The organism is Bacteroidota bacterium, from assembly GCA_016713765.1.
GTDB lineage: Bacteria > Bacteroidota > Bacteroidia > AKYH767-A > 2013-40CM-41-45 > Pollutiaquabacter > Pollutiaquabacter aromativorans.
Window position 1 is genome coordinate 1,290,719 of the sequence record JADJON010000001.1, and the last position, 19,378, is coordinate 1,310,096.

General features: G+C 55.0%; 7 protein-coding genes. All 7 read left to right on the plus strand.

From position 1 onward, the window contains the following. Positions 1 to 373: 373 nt before the first annotated feature. Entirely contained in the window at positions 374 to 11,392 is an 11,019-nt protein-coding gene (locus IPJ96_05065) for a T9SS type A sorting domain-containing protein (GenBank protein MBK7909718.1), read from the plus strand. Between the two features lie 272 nt (positions 11,393 to 11,664). Beyond that, complete coding sequence (locus IPJ96_05070) at positions 11,665 to 14,124, plus strand: polysaccharide biosynthesis tyrosine autokinase (protein MBK7909719.1); 2,460 nt, start codon at positions 11,665 to 11,667, stop codon at positions 14,122 to 14,124. Between the two features lie 45 nt (positions 14,125 to 14,169). Continuing rightward, entirely contained in the window at positions 14,170 to 15,513 is a 1,344-nt protein-coding gene (locus IPJ96_05075; GenBank protein MBK7909720.1) for an oligosaccharide flippase family protein, read from the plus strand. Then, complete coding sequence (locus tag IPJ96_05080; protein ID MBK7909721.1) at positions 15,510 to 16,253, plus strand: class I SAM-dependent methyltransferase; 744 nt, start codon at positions 15,510 to 15,512, stop codon at positions 16,251 to 16,253. Before IPJ96_05075 ends, IPJ96_05080 begins: the two co-directional genes overlap by 4 nt. Before the next feature lie 31 nt (positions 16,254 to 16,284). After that, positions 16,285 to 17,388, plus strand: a complete 1,104-nt coding sequence (locus IPJ96_05085; GenBank protein ID MBK7909722.1) for a DegT/DnrJ/EryC1/StrS family aminotransferase — start codon at positions 16,285 to 16,287, stop codon at positions 17,386 to 17,388. A 38-nt stretch (positions 17,389 to 17,426) separates the two neighbouring features. After that, positions 17,427 to 18,080 (plus strand): hypothetical protein, encoded by a 654-nt coding sequence (locus tag IPJ96_05090; GenBank protein ID MBK7909723.1) that lies wholly within the window; start codon positions 17,427 to 17,429, stop codon positions 18,078 to 18,080. Continuing rightward, the gene (locus tag IPJ96_05095; GenBank protein ID MBK7909724.1) at positions 18,067 to 19,248 is read left to right on the plus strand and encodes a glycosyltransferase; all 1,182 of its coding nucleotides are present in this window, start codon (positions 18,067 to 18,069) and stop codon (positions 19,246 to 19,248) included. The genes IPJ96_05090 and IPJ96_05095 overlap by 14 nt, the downstream gene beginning before the upstream one ends. Positions 19,249 to 19,378: the final 130 nt, after the last annotated feature.

The following is a 19,378-nucleotide window of genomic DNA, read 5'->3' on the forward strand; positions in this document are numbered from 1 at the left end:
AAACCGGCCACCATGGCTGGTTTCCGGGGTTATTGCCTTTTTCGGAGATTTAACATTTGCCAGTAAAGCGGGTTGGTTTGTTGGCCAAGTTTTATCGGGCGTTGGCCAAAAACTGTAGGTGCATTCACCTAAAACCCTTGATTCATGGGCCTTTCAGGGGGTTTCTTTGTATTCATCTTTCATTCAGGATTCCATTTGCTCCAACCTTATCAACCGCCATATCGCCCCATCTGAAATAACTAATTCTTTATACCCCCTCTGCTTTTTTCGATAGAAAACTAATAAAACCACTTGCCCAGTCGAATGCTCTTACGAAAGTACGAGCAGTTGATGGGTCAGCCACTACATACGCAACTACACAAACCCCTCTCGCATGATACACGGATACTCGACTTCCGGTAAGACAATGTCCAGGTTCTCACTCTTCCTGGGCGTATTGTTGTTTTCCAGTTTGCTCTCTTCGGAGAGCTACGCGCAAGTGTTCAGTCAGGATTTTAACTCCTCGACGACGGTCAGTACTTATGTTAACGCTACTACTCCCAGTACCGGCCAATTCAACGCGATCACGGCAGGTTCAGGTAGCTCTGTCAGCGCCTCGAGTAATAACCTGGCCTTCACAAGAGGTTCGGGCGCTTGTTCGTTTTCTCGCAGTACGAGCTTCAGTCCGGTTCCGTCCGCGATTGTCTACAAGTTCGATCTTCGCGTATCGGGAACACCGTCCACAAATGCCACCACTCCCGCCACCTGGCGTGTTGGAACCGGTTTCAGTACGGGAAATTCCGATGAATCCGATGCGAACACCTTTGCCCGCATGTCGATTGATTTCCGGGGAACTTCAAATTTCCGGTTCAACGATGTTTCAAATGCTGCTACCAGCTCCAACTATTCCGTTGGAACTACCTACACCATCACCTGGGTGCTGAATAATTCCGGGTCTACCCGGACCTATATTTCTCCCAGCGGTACATCGGAATCAGTTGCAAATAATCGTATCGACTTCTGGGTGGGTACCACCCGCGTCTGGAATGATGTGAACGCAGAAGATAGCGGGGATCCCCTGGAGGATTTGAAATTCTATTACGGAAGTTCAACCGGAACGATCACCATGGATAATATCAATATCCAGGAGCTTGTTGGCGTTGGCACGCAGCCGTCCAATCAGTCGGTATGTGCTGATCCAGGGACCGTATCGTTCACCGCTGCAAGCAGTCCTTCTGGAGCTGCTGTGCAATGGCAGGTCTCTACCAACGGCGGTTCATCGTGGTCGAACATTTCCGGAGCCACTTCAGCAACCTATTCCTTTACAGCTGTCACCGGCGATAACGGCAATCAGTATCGCGCGATTTTCAATGGCCTTGTTGCTACGAACGCCGCTACCCTTACGGTAAATGCGAATCCTTCCGCACCTACTGCCACGCCTTCCGGCAATACGATATGCAGTGGACAAGGAGCAGGTGTTGCCTTGAGCATCAGTCCGGCAATTTCCGGTACAACATATTCATGGCCGACTCCAACATTATCTGGTGTCACAGGCGGAACGTCTGCCAGCAACCAGACGAGTCTCAATCAGATCCTGAGCAACAACAACACGGTTGCCGGTACCGCAGTATATACCATAACGGCAACCACTCCTGCCGGTTGTACGAGTGCCTCGACTACGGTAGTCACCATCACGGTGAATCCGAGTCCTGTGGCTACGGCTACTCCTTCCTCGCAGGCTTTCTGCGGATCGTCGGCTACTACGAACATCGATCTGACCAGTTCCCTTCCGGGTACCAGTTACACCTGGGCCGTCTCTCAGGCGGGTGGTGTGACAGGTGCATCTGCCTGTGCATCAGGTTGCGGAACTAACATCAGCCAGACCCTTTCCAATGCAGGTGGGACGTCGGGCACTGCCACTTACACAGTGACGCCGACCGATGGAACTTGTACGGGTTCCACGATTACGGTGGTCGTTACCCTGACACCTACTCCGGTTGGAAATGCCTCCAACCTCACGCCCGCTGTTTGTTCAGGTACCGGAGCCGGCGTAACCCTGACCAGTTCTGTCACCGGTACTACTTATGCCTGGGCCGTTAGTCAGTCGGGCGTATCGGGTGCAACTCCATGTGCTTCTTCCTGCGGTACGAGTATTAACCAGACACTTACAAATGGCGGAACCTCAAATGGCACCGCAACCTATACCGTTACTCCGACTGCCAATGGCTGCCCTGGAGCGCCTTACGATGTAGTTGTGACTGTGAAACCGATACCTGCTGCCATCATTGCCCCGTCAACTGAATCCTTCTGTGGCTCCGGAACCACCGGCTTTGCATTGTCGAGCCCCGTTTCCGGTGCAACCTTTTCCTGGACGGCCAGCCAGTCCAATGCAACCGGTGCATCGGCTTCCAGCGGAGCTACGATAGCGCAATTGCTTACCCTTAATTCTGGAAGCCCCACCGGATCTGTTACCTACACCGTAACTCCTACGGCCAACGGCTGTAACGGTTCGACAGCTACTGCCACCGTGAGCTTACTGGCTGCACCTTCGGCTGTTGCGGTTTCCCCTTCTTCTGCGACGATCTGTCCTGGTGCGAGCGAAGCACTTGCCGCGAGTGGAGGACTTGGATCTGGAAGTTTCGTTTCAGGAACGGGTACTTCCACCAGCTCGGCTCAATCTATCACCAGCACGCTAGGACCGAACCCGCTGCAGAATTACTACGGCGGTTCGAAGCAACAAATGCTCTGGCGTGCGAGTGAACTGACGGCGCTTGGTTTGACGGCCGGTATGCAGATCACCTCCATCTCCATCAACCTCGGAGCTGCCAACACATCGCTTGCCCTGACCAGCTTCCGCGTTAAGGTGCAACACACGGCGCTTACTGCCCTGACGACTTCCCCGGTATCGACCGGCTGGACAACGGTCTACGGTCCTACGAATTATACGCCGAACACCGGCCAGAACGTATTCACGTTTTCGTCTCCCTTTACCTGGAACGGTACCAGTAACCTGTTGGTGGAAATGAACTTTTCGAACAATAGTTCGCCCTCTACCGGTACCAATGCTGCTACCTTCAATACGGGTATAGGTTTTACGGCAACTACCTTGTATCGTGTCGATAACCAGACCCCTGCCACATTGGACGGGTATACCGGCACGATGACTTATTCCTATACCTCGCGTAACAATGTCACCTTCGGTGTTAATCTGCCGGGGACCTTTACCTGGTCGCCTGCAGCCGGTCTCAATCAGACCACCGGCGCATCTGTGAACGCTTCTCCTTCCACCTCAACCACGTATACTGTCACTTCAACCCTGGGTAACGGATGTACCGCCTCTGCATCAGCTTCGGTCAATCTGGATCCTGCAATCAGTGGAACTTTCTCATCAACTGATGTCCTGTGTTTTAGCCAGTCGACCGGTTCTGCAACGGTAACCCCTTCGGGTGGCGACGGTTCCTACACGGCCTACTTGTGGTCTGATGGACAAACTACGGCCACAGCAACCGGACTGGCAGCCGGCACCTATAGCGTAACGATCACGGACGGCTTGGGCTGTACCGGATCGGCATCTGTAACGATCAATCAACCCGCCTCAGCGGTTGCAATATCAGTTGTGGAAGACGCGCCGATTTTGTGTAACGGTGGAACTACGACGGTCACGGTAACTGCATCCGGCGGAGTAGGTCCTTACACCGGCGAGGGTACGTTTACGGTAGGTGCGGGTACACACAACTACACGGTTGCGGATGCGAACGGTTGCCAGGCATCGACCAGTATCACTGTTTCCGAGCCTGCCGCCCTTGTCGCTTCCTGTGTTGCTACTGATATCTCTTGTTTCGGACTTACAGACGGCCAGGTGGTCGTCAGCTCCGTGGGTGGCACCGGATCCGTCTCCGGAACCGGAACCTTTGGTGGCCTTTCTGCCGGCACCTATAATTACACGGTGACCGATGCAAACGGATGTACTTCTTCCTGTTCTGCGACCATCGCCGAACCGGCACTCCTGGTAGCTTCATGTTCCGCTACCGACGCGCTTTGCTTTGGTGGTAACGGTTCGGTAGCGGTATCGGCTGTTGGCGGTACGACGCCATACAGCGGTGATGGTACGTTCGCGGTACCTGCCGGTACCTACAATTACACGGTCACCGATGCACGCGGTTGTACATCGTCTTGTTCCGCAACGGTCGGTGAACCTACTCAACTTGTCGCTTCCTGTTCGGCAACCGACGCGGTCTGCTTCGGCGGCAACGGTTCGGTTGACGTCACAGCGGTTGGCGGCACGGGTGCCATCACGGGCACCGGTACCTTCTCGGTAGTTGCTGGAACTTATAACTACACTGTGACGGACGCGAATGGTTGCACAGCTTCCTGTTCAGCAACGGTTGGAGAACCGGCTGAACTGGTGCTTACCTGCACCGTCCTCAATCATGTTTCCTGTAACGGAGGTAACGATGGTTCCTTCAGCGTTTCCGCCACCGGCGGCACGGGTCCTTACTCGGGCACCGGCACCTTTGCAGGAGCAGTAGCGGGAACCAACCCGATCACGGTTACCGATGCCAATGGCTGCACGGCCAACTGCACGGTGGTGATCACCGAACCTGCGGTGCTGGTAGCTTCCTGTACCGCATCGGATGCGCCCTGCCTCGGCGGTAACGGATCCGTTACGGTATCGGCTGTTGGTGGAACCACTCCTTACAGTGGTGACGGCACCTTCGCCGTACCTGCGGGAACCTATAACTACACGGTTACGGATGCAAACGGTTGCACCGCTTCTTGCTCTACTACCGTCGGAGAACCTGCGCAGCTGGTTGCTTCCTGCTCTGCTACCGACGCGCTTTGCTTTGGTGCTAACGGATCGGTAGCGGTATCGGCTGTCGGCGGTACGACTCCTTACAGCGGTGACGGTTCGTTCGCGGTACCCGCGGGCACCTACAACTACACGGTCACCGACGCTAATGGTTGCACATCTTCCTGTTCGGCTACGGTCGGTGAACCTGCTCAACTTGTCGCTTCCTGTTCGGCAACCGACGCGGTCTGCTTCGGCGGCAACGGTTCGGTTGACGTCACAGCGGTTGGCGGCACGGGTGCGATCGCGGGCACCGGTACCTTCTCGGTAGCCGCAGGCACCTATAACTACACCGTGACGGACGCGAATGGTTGCACAGCTTCCTGTTCAGCAACGGTTGGAGAACCGGCTGAACTGGTGCTTACCTGCACCGTCCTCAATCATGTTTCCTGTAACGGAGGTAACGATGGTTCCTTCAGCGTTTCCGCAACGGGCGGTACGGGTCCTTACTCGGGCACCGGCACCTATGCAGGAGCAGTAGCGGGAACCAACCCGATCACGGTTACCGATGCCAATGGCTGCACGGCCAACTGTACGGTGGTGATCACCGAACCTGCGGTCCTGGTAGCTTCCTGTAGTGCATCGGATGCACTTTGCTTCGGCGGTAACGGATCCGTTACGGTAGCGGCTGTTGGTGGAACCACTCCTTATAGCGGTGACGGCACCTTTGCCGTACCAGCGGGAACCTATAACTACACGGTTACGGATGCGAACGGTTGTACCGCTTCCTGTTCGGCCACTGTAAATGACGGGCCTGCGCCGACATACAACTCCACCACGGTTTCGGCTTGCATTAGTTACACTTGGTCGGTGAATAGCCAGTCCTACACCGCAAGCGGCTCTTACACCGCTCAGGTAGGTCCTTGCGCTTTCGAAGTACTTGACCTGACGGTAACACCGCAGCCCCCGGCACCTACCGGACTTGCCTGCTATGAAACCGCTTCGTTCAACACCACGACCTGTTCCTGGGACATAACGGGCACCCAGCCGGTTATGCCGACGCTGGCTTGCTACGAGACGGCTTCGTTCAACACTTCTACTTGTCAGTGGGACGTAACGGGCACCCAACCGGCAATGCCGACCCTGGCTTGTTACGAGACTGCTTCGTTCAACACTACTACTTGTCAGTGGGACGTAACGGGCACCCAGCCGGCTATGCCGACCCTGGCTTGCTACGAAACTGCTTCGTTCAACACTACGACCTGTCAGTGGGACGTAACGGGTACACAACCGGCGATGCCGACCCTTGCTTGTTATGAGACCGCTTCGTTCAACGGTACTACTTGTCAGTGGGATGTAACGGGCACCCAGCCGGCCATGCCGACGCTTGCTTGTTACGAGACCGCTTCGTTCAACACTACTACTTGTCAGTGGGACGTAACGGGCACCCAGCCGGCTATGCCGACCCTGGCTTGCTACGAAACTGCTTCGTTCAACACTACGACCTGTCAGTGGGACGTAACGGGTACCCAACCTGCAGCTCCGACGGGTCTGGCTTGTTATGAGACTGCTTCCTTCAACGGTACGACTTGTCAGTGGGATGTAACCGGTACGCAACCGGCTATGCCGACCCTGGCTTGCTACGAAACGGCATCGTTCAACACCACGACCTGTCAGTGGGATGTAACAGGCACCCAGCCGGCCATGCCGACTTTGGCTTGCTACGAAACCGCTTCGTTCAACGGTACGACCTGTCAGTGGGATGTAACAGGCACCCAGCCGGCCATGCCGACGCTTGCTTGTTATGAGACCGCTTCGTTCAACGGTACGACCTGTCAGTGGGATGTAACGGGCACGCAACCGGCCATGCCGACGCTTGCTTGCTATGAGACGGCTTCGTTCAACGGTACGACCTGTCAGTGGGATGTAACTGGTACGCAACCGGCCATGCCGACGCTGGCTTGTTATGAGACTGCATCGTTCAACGGTACTACATGTCAGTGGGATGTAACGGGCACCCAGCCGGCACAGCCGACGCTTGCCTGCTACGAAACGGCTTCGTTCAACGGTACGACCTGTCAGTGGGATGTAACTGGTACGCAACCGGCCATGCCAACTTTGGCTTGCTACGAAACGGCTTCGTTCAACACCACGACCTGTCAGTGGGACGTAACAGGCACCCAGCCGGCTATGCCGACGCTTGCTTGCTACGAGACGGCTTCGTTCAACACCACGACCTGTTCCTGGGACGTAACGGGCACCCAGCCGGCACAGCCGACGCTTGCCTGCTACGAAACTGCTTCGTTCAACGGTGCGACCTGTCAGTGGGACGTAACGGGCACCCAACCGGCCATGCCGACGCTTGCTTGTTACGAGACTGCTTCGTTCAACGGTACGACCTGTCAGTGGGATGTAACGGGTACGCAACCGGCTATGCCGACGCTTGCTTGCTACGAGACTGCTTCGTTCAACACTACTACTTGTCAGTGGGACGTAACGGGCACCCAGCCTGCACAGCCGACCTTGGCTTGCTACGAGACTGCCTCGTTCAACACCACGACCTGTTCTTGGGACGTAACGGGCACCCAGCCGGCACAGCCTACCCTGGCCTGCTACGAAACTGCTTCATTCAACACCACGACCTGTCAGTGGGACGTTACAGGCACCCAGCCGGCTATGCCGACTCTGGCTTGTTACGAGACCGCTTCGTTCAACACTACTACTTGTCAGTGGGACGTAACGGGCACTCAGCCGGCCATGCCGACGCTTGCTTGTTATGAGACTGCTTCGTTCAACGGTACGACCTGTCAGTGGGATGTAACAGGCACTCAGCCTGCACAGCCTACACTGGCTTGTTATGAGACTGCTTCATTTAACACCACGACCTGTCAGTGGGACGTAACGGGTACACAACCGGCTATGCCGACGCTTGCCTGCTACGAAACTGCTTCGTTCAACACCACGACCTGTCAGTGGGATGTAACAGGCACCCAGCCGGCCATGCCGACTTTGGCTTGCTACGAAACCGCTTCGTTCAACGGTACGACCTGTCAGTGGGATGTAACTGGTACGCAACCGGCCATGCCAACTTTGGCTTGCTACGAAACGGCTTCGTTCAACACCACGACCTGTCAGTGGGACGTAACAGGCACCCAGCCGGCTATGCCGACGCTTGCTTGCTACGAGACGGCTTCGTTCAACACCACGACCTGTTCCTGGGACGTAACGGGCACCCAGCCGGCACAGCCGACGCTTGCCTGCTACGAAACTGCTTCGTTCAACGGTGCGACCTGTCAGTGGGACGTAACGGGCACCCAACCGGCCATGCCGACGCTTGCTTGTTACGAGACCGCTTCGTTCAACACCACGACCTGTCAGTGGGATGTAACCGGTACGCAGCCGGCCATGCCGACGCTTGCCTGCTACGAAACGGCTTCGTTCAACGGTACTACTTGTCAGTGGGATGTAACTGGTACGCAACCGGTGATGCCGACCTTGGCTTGCTACGAGACAGCTTCGTTCAACACCACGACCTGTTCTTGGGACGTAACAGGCACCCAGCCTGCACAGCCGACCTTGGCTTGCTACGAGACTGCCTCGTTCAACACCACGACCTGTTCTTGGGACGTAACGGGCACCCAGCCGGCACAGCCTACCCTGGCTTGCTACGAAACGGCTTCGTTCAACACTACGACCTGTCAGTGGGATGTAACTGGTACGCAACCGGCCATGCCGACGCTTGCTTGTTACGAGACCGCTTCGTTCAACACCACGACCTGTTCTTGGGACGTAACGGGCACCCAGCCGGCACAGCCGACGCTTGCCTGCTACGAAACGGCTTCGTTCAACGGTACGACCTGTCAATGGGATGTAACGGGTACCCAACCGGCCATGCCGACGCTTGCCTGCTACGAAACTGCTTCATTCAACACCACGACCTGTCAGTGGGACGTTACAGGCACCCAGCCGGCTATGCCGACTCTGGCTTGTTACGAGACCGCTTCGTTCAACACTACTACTTGTCAGTGGGACGTAACGGGCACTCAGCCGGCCATGCCGACGCTTGCCTGCTACGAAACTGCTTCATTCAACACCACGACCTGTCAGTGGGATGTAACGGGCACTCAGCCGGCTATGCCGACGCTTGCCTGCTACGAGACCGCTTCATTCAACGGTACGACCTGTCAGTGGGATGTAACCGGTACGCAACCGGCTATGCCGACGCTTGCTTGTTATGAGACCGCTTCGTTCAACGGTACGACCTGTCAGTGGGACGTTACAGGCACCCAGCCGGCTATGCCGACGCTTGCTTGTTATGAGACCGCTTCGTTCAACGGTACGACCTGTCAGTGGGATGTAACCGGTACGCAACCGGTGATGCCGACCCTGGCTTGCTACGAGACTGCTTCGTTCAACGGTACGACCTGTCAGTGGGACGTAACAGGCACCCAGCCGGCCATGCCGACGCTTGCCTGCTACGAAACTGCTTCATTCAACACCACGACTTGTCAGTGGGACGTAACGGGAACTCCGTTGGTGGCTACTTGTGTTGCTACCGATGTTTCCTGCCCTGACGATAATACTGGATCAATCACGGTTTCTGCAACTGGTGGTGATGGCGCTTATTCCGGCATCGGCACCTTCGGTGGCCTGACGGTTGGTACATACTCTTATACCGTCACCGACGGAAATGGTTGTACGGCCTCCTGCAGCGCAACTGTCGGTTCTACCAACAGCAACTCTGTAGCTCCGACGGCTGCCAATACTTCCAGCGCTTCGATCTGCCTCGGTAACAGCGTAACCTTATCGGTTACCGGAGGAAGTCTTGGAACCGGCGCCTCCTGGGTATGGTATGAGGGTGGTTGTGGAACCGGTAGCCCGATTGGCACTGGTGCTTCCATCACGATTACTCCGGGTAGCTTTGGCTTGATCTCTTACTTCGTCCGTGCCGAAGGCGCTTGCAACACGACCGCTTGCGTTTCTGTGGACGTTGACGTGGTCAGCCCGTCGCAGTTGCCTACGGTCAGTATCCTCAGCGGGCCCGATGCTGCTTGTATCGGTAACACCGCTGTAGTAACGGCTACGACGGTTCCGGGTGCGACCGGTTACAACTGGACGGTAGGCCCGGGTGTGTTGATCAACGGTCAACCTTCCCCGTACACCTCTACGTCGACTTCCGTGACCCTGACCTTTACCGCATTGCCCTCTGGAGGTAACTCCGGATGGAACATCTGTGTACAGGCTACCAACGGTTGCGGTGTGTCTCCGAACATCAAGTGCCTCTGGATCCGTGCCACACTGTCTGTTCCAGGTGCCATCAGCGGCAGCCTGACGGCTTGTCCGAACACCAGCGGTACCTATACGATTGCACCGATGGCCGGCGCAGTCTCCTACGTATGGACGTCTTCCAGTCCGAGCGTATCGGTATCCGGCACCGGCACTTCCGCTACTGTTAACTTCGGTCCTGGATTTACGGGTGGTAACATCTGCGTTGCAGGTGTCACTTCCTGTGGTTATGTCGGACCTACGCGTTGCATCAACCTTTCTGTGGCTCCTGGAATCCCGGGAACCATTTCGGGCCCTGCATCGATCTGTCCGGGTAGTTCTTCTACCTATGTCATTGGGCCTGTTCCGGGTGCAGTATCTTACTTGTGGAGCACGACCGGATCCGGAATCTCCGTATCGGGTTCGGGTACTTCGGCCACGGTAACTACGACGAGCGGATTCACCTCCGGTTCGGTATGTGTGATTGCAGTCGGTGTTTGCGGAAGCCCTGTTTCCAACTCGCCTCAGCGTTGCAAGTCGGTCGTTTCCGGCAAGCTGAACACTCCGGGTAACATCACGGGTGATCCGCGTACCGGTGTCTGCGGCCAGACCTACACGTATTCGATCCCGGCGCTTGCAAGCGCTACCAGCTACACCTGGACCTTGCCTGCAGGTGCGACCGGCTCATCCAGCACGAATTCCATCACGGTGACCTTCAGCGGAAGCTTTACTTCCGGACAGATCTGTGTCTATGGAAACAACGCCTGCGGTGCAGGATTCCAGCGCTGCGTGACCGTCACGGGCAACCCGGCCAACCCGACCGGATTGACCACCACATCGAATACCCCGTGCATCGGCACCGATATTCTGGTGAGCTGGAATGCCGCTCCCGGAGCTACCTCGTATGATGTACTGGTACCGGTCGGTTCGACTGTCCTGACCGGAACCCCGACCACGAATACCTTCGCCGTCATCAACGTCGGTTCTACCGGAGGTGTTGTCGGTATCCGTGCTCGCAGCAGCTGCGGTAACTCCGGAACCGCCACCCTGGCAATCGCTCCTGTCGCTTGCCGTGCATCCGGAAGCCTGGCGAATGATGCCGTAGCTACGCGCCTCGAGCTGTTCCCGAATCCTGCGAAGGACCGTGCACAGATCCGATTCGAAGCACCTGCACACGAAAACGTGACGCTCGAAGCCTACGATGCGGCCGGACGACGTGTGAAGGGATTCAGTTTCACTGCCGAACAAGGTCTTAACCTTCGGGAATTGGATCTGGCAGGCATGACCCCGGGTATGTACTTCTTCGTGATCAATGGAAATGAACTGGGAATGACCCGATTCACCTTGATAGTGGAGTAATTGGAAAACTGCGAACCAGAGACGCAGCCTTGTCGAAAGATGGGGCTGCGTCTCGCTTTTTGGGACGTTTTCGATGTTTTTTTTCTTGTCCTGCAGGCGCGGTAAGCAAAGCAGATGAAACAATTCCGGCCTTTTTCAGTAAACAATCGGGATAAAATGTCGGCATTCGGAAGCAATTGATGTTTCCTGAGTATTGGACGATTGATTAGTTAACAGGTCGGCTTGCAAACGCGGGGAATCTCCACGTTTGGAAGCAGTCCGAATATCCTTCAATGATGCAATCGCAGCAGCCCATACCGGAACTGCAACAGGAACAGGAAGAACAGGGCATTGACCTTCGTTATTTCTTTTTCAATTATGTCCTGCGGTATTGGTACTTGTATATCATCAGCCTTGCCCTGGCCCTGATCGTAGCGTACTATTATACCTGGTACGTGACGCCGATCTATCGTGCTTCCGCAACGGTCATGGTCAAGCAGCCGAAGAGTTCAACCGATGCGGCGGACATCCTGAAGCAGCTTGACGATTTTACGACCGATCGTAACATCCAGAATGAGATCGAAGTGTTGCGTTCCCGCGGTCTGATCATGAAGACCGTGAAGGATCTCAATTTCGATATCAGCTATTACCTGAAGGGATTCGTCAAGACCTCTGAACGATACAATGACGCCCCCTTCCGGTTCAGGCCGGATACGTTGAATTATTTCGCCTATTCGACACCGGTACACATCCGCATCCTCAATGATGCCAAGTTCGAATTCGGATATTTCGATCCCCGGGAGGAGAAGGAGATAACCGGGACGTATCGCTTCGGAGAGAAGATCACCAACCGGATCGGAGTCTTCTCGCTGGAGAAGATGGACTTCTTCAACAACACGGCGTTCAACAATCCCAAGTTCGAGAAGCGCAATTACATCTTGCGTTTCAATAATCCCGAACGCCTGGTCGATCAGTATCAATCCGCGTTGGAAGTCGCCATTCCCAATAAACAATCATCGATCCTGCGCTTGTCGCTGGAGAATGCCGTACCGGATAAGGCCGTAGATTTTCTCGGCAAGCTGATCGAGGTTTGGTTGCAATCGAATATTGAGGATAAGAACGAGCTCGCGCGCAATTCACTGAACTTTATCGATGAACAACTCGCGATCATCACACGCGACCTGAATGAAGTGGAAGGAGAGTACGAGAAATTCCGCTCGGAAAAGGGTATCACCGACGTACAGACCGAAGCCCAGTCGTACCTGGAGAGCGCAAAATATTACGACTCGCGAATTTCAGAAATAGACCTCAAACTGAGCTTTCTGAATTATCTCGAGAATTACGTCCGTCAGGAAAAGGACCTCAAGGGACTTTCTCCTGCAAGTATCGGAATCGATGATGCCTTGCTGCTCAAGCTGATCACGCAGCTCAACGACCTGGAAAACCAGCGTAGCCTGCTCAGCACCAGCGCGACTTCCGACAACCCCCGGATGATCGAGTTGAACCTGGCAATCCAGAATACCAAGACGGACCTGCTCGAGAATATCAAAAGCATCCGGGCGGGCCTGAAAGCTTCGCAATCCGAGGCGACGACCCAGTTGAGCAGGGTGGAAGGGAAGATCCGGTTGCTTCCCGGCTCGCAGCGCGTAATCGTAAACATCGAGCGTCAGCGCGATGTCAAAGCGGCCTTGTACACGTATCTCATGCAGAAACGTGCGGAAACGGCCATCATCCTGGCATCTACCATTTCGGATAATAAACTGATCGATCGTCCGTCGGCAGGACTTACTCCCGTGCGTCCGGTCAAAATGCAGATCTACGCGATCGCCATTCTCCTGGGCTTGTTACTGCCGGTAGCCTTTACCTACCTCCGCGATGCGCTAAACGACAAGATCCAGGACCGTGTGTCGCTGGAGCGCTCCACATCCATCCCGATGTTGGGGATAGTCGGATTGAGCGACATCACCACGGAAATGATCGTTCGTGAGAAGCCCAAGGGATACATCGCGGAAGCCTTTCGTTCCATTCGGACAAACCTTCAGTATTTCAATCCCGATCGAAAGAAGTGTTTTACGGTCCTCGTGACCTCTTCCATTCCGGCAGAAGGGAAGAGCTTTTGCGCACTCAACCTCGCCACCATCATTGCCATGTCGGGAAAGCGCACCATCCTTGTAGGTATGGACCTGCGCAAACCCAAGTCTCCGGAGCGGATGGAGCTCAACAGTAACGTCGGGGTGAGCAATTTCCTGATCGGCGCCGTTGAATTGAAAGAGGTGATTCAGAAATCCGGTGTTGAAAACCTGGACATTGTGCTTTCAGGTCCCAAGCCGCCCAATCCTTCCGAATTGCTGATGAGCGACCGGATGGATGTGCTGTTCGATTTCCTCGAAGCGAATTACGATTATGTCGTGGTGGATAGTCCGCCGATCGGTTTGTTGACCGATGCCATGCTGCTTTCTCAGCGTGCGATGGCCACCATTTATGTCGTTCGACAGAACACTACCCGCAAGCATCACCTGGAGGTGATCAATAAACTGTACAAGGACGGCCGGATCCGGAACCTCAGTATCATCCTCAATGCCGTGAAAGCAGGAAGCCTGCCCTATGGCTATGGCTACGGTTATGGTTACGGTTATGGTTACGGTTATGGCTATGGCAGTGGCTACGGTTATATGGATGAAGATGACCAGCCGAAGAAGAGACGTTTCCTCCGGAAGAAGGAGAAGAAGAACCCCGACGAGTCGGCATCCTGATCGGTTTGCCCACTCTCCCGAATAATTCGTTGCCTGCGTTTCGAGATGAAGAGTTTTCTTAAGCGACGTCTGGATCCCGAAAGCCGGAGGCTATTTCGAAACAGTGCCTGGGTGTTCTTCTCGAACATGTTCAGCACGGGTCTGGCATTCGTCCGGTCCGTGGTGATTGCCCGTGGACTGGGAGCAGGGATTTTTGGAACCTTTACGATGGTAACGGCTTTCGTCGGACTCATCCAGGAATTTCTGAATCTCAACATCGGTACGGCCCTGATTCGACAAGGCGCGATCTTCCATGCAGAGCAACGAAACGATAAGCTGGTCGCGTTGGTCAAGGTGTCGTTGTGGCTGAGTGCGGCGATGGCGGCTTTATCGGTCGTCGTGGTAGCCGGACTGGCCTTCTTCAGTTATTCCACCTTCTTTGAGTTACCTGATCTGCATTGGTTCATTGTAGCCTACGCGGTTGCTGCCAGCGTGACCTATTTGAATTCCATCAGCCGGGGATTGCTCCGGCTTTATTACAAGTTCAGGGCGACCTCCGTTATCCAGATGATCATGGATGTCGTGGAGACCATCAGTATCACCGTAGCCGTATTGGTGTACCCGAAGGACCTGCGAATCTTTTTCTTCGCGGTGATCGTTGCCCGTTTCCTGAACGGCTTTATCATCAATGCGCTGGCGTTTTGGGAACTTCGGCGCGAGCTTGGCCCGAATTGGAATTTGTCGGTACGTCTCACCCGTCAGGAATTGGCGGAGTTCAGAAAATTCGTGCTCGGAAATTCCATTGGCAATTCGCTCAAAACGATGATCAACCAGGGCGATGTGCTCTTGTTGGGGGCGCTTTCCAGTGCAGTACAGGTCGGTTTTTATTCCGTCTCCAAGAAATTGGCCTATTCGGTGCTGATCCTGACGGACCCCCTGGTTTCCTCCATTTATCCCCAGCTCTCGAAACTGCTTGCGGAACGGAAATTCGCTGAAACAAGGCGAATGTTGTTTCGTATCACCTCCATTACGGTGCTTCCTGCCATTCTGTTCCTGACGGCCATGGCCTTCCTGAACCGGTGGGTGATCGTAACCTTGTACGGCGCGGAGTATGCTCCCGCCGCAGCATCGTTCTTTTATTTTCTCATCGCCTCGGTGGTGGGGGTCATGACCTTTTGGTCCATCCCCCTGATCCAAAGCCTGGGTCTGGTCGGGTTGCGCATCAAAGTCTATGTCGTCACGATCCTGGGCGGAAGTCTGCTTGCCTGGTGGCTGATCGGCCAATGGCAGGCTACCGGAATGGCGATCGCGTTGTTGAGTACCAACTTGTTCAGTCTGGCTTATTTCCTGTGGGCCGCAGACCGGAAAATTCGTTCACAGGAGTCGGAGTCCGCATCCTTACAACTATGATGATCCAATATAACCGCAGCACGTTTCTGCACCACCCGATCGCCCTGGCGCGGTTCGCCTTCGGTGATAAGCAGCCCTTGCACGAGGTGATGCTGTTGCATTCCGCAAAGAAATTGCTGGGCAACCGTTTCGATGAAAAGATCGCGCGTCAGGCGCTCCAGGAAATTCGTTCCTGGGAATTCGTACCGATGAATCAATTGCCCGACGTGCAACTTCCAGGCAACCGACCGACCTATCTTTTCGGCAAGTTCCTCTATTTCATCGTGCGCTGTGCTCAGCCGGAGGTGATGGTGGAGACCGGTGTTGCGCACGGCGTTTCGTCCTGGACCATCCTCAACGCGCTGCACCGCAATGGTAAAGGCAAGTTGTATTCCATCGACCTGCCGAACCAGGATTTGCGGAGTTACAATCCTGAGAATATTCGTCAGGGATCCGGATGGGTAGTGCCCGACCTGCTGCGACAGCGATGGGAGTTAAGGCTGGGTCCTTCACAGGAGTTGTTGCCGAAACTGATCGCGGAGCTTGGTTCGATCGATATCTTCTTTCACGATAGCGACCACAGTTATGAGAATATGCTTTTTGAATTCAGAGCGGTTTACCAGGCTGTCAAGAAGAATGGACTCATTCTTTCGGATGATGTTCACAAGAATACTTCGTTCACGGAGTTTGTTGCCGAGAAAGGCATCCTGGGAATACAGTTCGCGACGAAGGGCGGAGCGGCTGTGAAGAATAAGGACTAAGAGAACGAACCGATTACATTTCTGCTGACTGATGCTGCCGATCTATAAACCCTACCTGCCGGCTTCCTCCCTGCGCTACGCGCACGATGCCCTCGATTCGACCTGGATCTCTTCGCAAGGTGTCTATATCGATAAGGCGAAGGAGCAACTGAAGGAGCTGATCAAGAGCCGGTACGTGGTACTGGTCAACAACGGTACCTGTGCCACGCACATGCTGGCGCTGGGCTTGAAGTTCAAGTATCCGCATATCCGTAAGATCATCGTTCCGAACAATGTCTACGTAGCAGCGTGGAACAGTTTTTTATATTCCGGCGGATTCGATTTCGAGATCGTGGACGCGGATCTGTCGACCTGGAACATGGACCATGGCGCGATCCGGGAAATCCCGGACGACACCGCCTTGCTGGTTGTTCACAACCTCGGAAATATCATCAATGTCCCCGCCCTGCGGAAACGGTTTCCGAAGGCGGTGATCGTGGAGGATGCCTGCGAAGGGCTGTTCGGCAGTTACGACGGAATCCCTGCCGGCACCGGCTCGTTGATGGGTTCCATCTCGTTCTTCGGGAATAAAACCATCACGAGCGGCGAAGGCGGCGCGGTCTTCACACAGGACGAGGAGTTATTCGAATACCTGAATTCGGTAAGAGGGCAGGGACAATCGTCGGTGCGTTATGTGCACGATAAGCTCGGGTATAATTACCGAATGACGAACGTTCAGGCAGCGATTCTCTGTGGACAGTTGGAACTCGTTGCCGACATCAGGAACCGGAAGCGCGAGGTGTTCGATTTGTACCGGGAGCAACTCCGGGAGGTGGATGAGATCCGCTTCCAGCAAGAGGAACCCGGTACGGAGCATGCCCAGTGGATGTTTGCCGTCCGGTTCGAAGGCTTCGATCTTCCGACCAAGAACGCGTTGGAGTTGTTCCTGTTCGAGAACAACATCGAAACACGGCCGATGTTCTATCCGATCGACCGACACGTGCACCTCAGCCGGTTCAAGGGAGCGCATGCTGTCGCCAACCAGCTGAATCATCAATGCCTGTTGCTGCCCAGCTTCCCGGAGATGACCCGTGGACAAGTGCTCAACGTTTCCAGAAAGATCAAGGATTTTCTACGCACCCGTGGGAGCCGATGATGGGCGATCAACCAACACCTGGTGCTCCGCGAATCGCAATGTTATGTGGTAGTGCAGGAGGGGACCTTCGTGCACTGCTGTCTGCACGCGAAGCCGGATTGGTCGGATTCAGTATCGTTTCCTGTTTCGCTACGAGTACTACGTCCACCGCACTGGCTGTCTTAGGACAAGTCGGCTCTGATCCCGCCCTTGGTGAATCGCTTCGCTTCAAAAGCAACCGGGAAGAGGCTTTCGGCACTGTTGCAAGGGATTGGGAGACGACTCATCCCGAACTGGTATTCTTGTGTGGATTTCCATTTCTGCTGCCGGCAGAATTGGTGAGCGGTTTTTCCGGAAGGATCATCAATTCCCACCCATCCATACTTCCGGCTCACCCGGGTTTGTTTCGTAAAGAGGAACTTGCCGCTTCACACGATAAGTTTCTCGGTGCAACGGTGCACCGGGTTGATGAAGGCATGGATACCGGCCCGATCCTGGCACAAGCTGCTTTTCCGAACTACGGCTTGCAGGCCTTTGACCGGGTATTGCGCACGTATCGTTTCATCCAGGACGTATTGATGGTCCAGGTGTTTCGGGATCTTGTTAGTTCCGCTTCGACATTACCGGCCAGGGTGTGCGGGTCGATCTTGTTCAGTCCCGGGGTGGATGAGGATATTCTACATCACTTTCTTGCCAGACATGAGCTATCCTGACCTCCGCATCATCGTCCTGTCGCCGTATTGCCTGTTGCGTCCTACCACCAACCGCATCTACGATATGCGCATGAGCGACGCTTTGGCCGGTCACGGCGCCGAGGTGGAGATCGTCTATCCGTACACGTATATGCGGGACAACATCCGGCGTGCCGAGATCCCGAAGATGTATGGCACGCGGTTTTCCGTTCGTGAACGCATGCACTGGACGCCTTTGCGCGAACACAGCCCCTCCTGGTGGAGGATCGGCTGGATCATGTTCGCCTTTAGCATGACCGCCTTGCGCCTGCGGTTCTTTTCCGGTAAGCGAAAACAAACGCTGGTATTTTCACGCGACCCCAATCTCCTGCTGCCGATCCTGCTGCTGATGAAATGGCTGGGCGGCAGACCCGCGATCAGAACCGTCTTTCTGCTGGCGGAAATGAAGGACCGTAAGTTGTACAAGTGGGTGGCGAAGAACAGCGATTTTCTACTGGCAGGAGTTTCAGCGACGAAAGACGCGGTTCGAAAACTGGTTGACGTACCAGAAGACCGGTTCATGCTCGCGCTTGCGCCGGTTCCTGCATATCCGAATGATTGTACCAAAGAGGAGGCCCGTCGGCGTATCGGCTATTCGGAAAAAGCGCCATTGGTGGTGTATACCGGCAAGTTAGGATTGAGTAACCGGGAAGTGCGGCATATCCTCGAAGCCGCTGGGTTGGAGCCGAACTACCGGTTCCTGTTTACCGGCGGTCGTGCCAGCACGGTTGAAGCGATCAAGGCCTGGTGTGCGGAGCGAAACATTCGCAACGTAGTACTGACCGGGTTTCTGAACGATTCCACTGCTATCCGCGATTATCAACTCGCGGCCGATGTGTTGGTTTCTTATTATACCTCCGAGGACCATATGGTGGAATTCAACTACCCACAAAAGATCAACGAATACCTCTCGACTGGAAACCCGGTCGTGACCCCCGACTTCGCCGCTACACGTGATGTGATCAACGATCGGAACGTGATTTTCGTAGAACCGGATGACAGCAAAGCCCTGCTCATCGGAATCCGGAAAGCCATCGAACAACCGGAATGGGCGGCCGGGATCGCTGCTCAGGCTAAAAAGGATGTTGCGCCGCTCTCTTTCGACGAACGGACCGGTGCCTGGCTGCGCTTTGTGCTGAAAAGGGATTGAGTCCCTGACAAGTGCTCCTGATGGAGGGATAACTCTGCATGATTCGCAAGGCGGATTGCCCGCTGTACCGTAAATTGCGGAAGTTTTGGAGTTCCGAATAGCAGAGCCTGAAACAATTCAACGAAAGTGG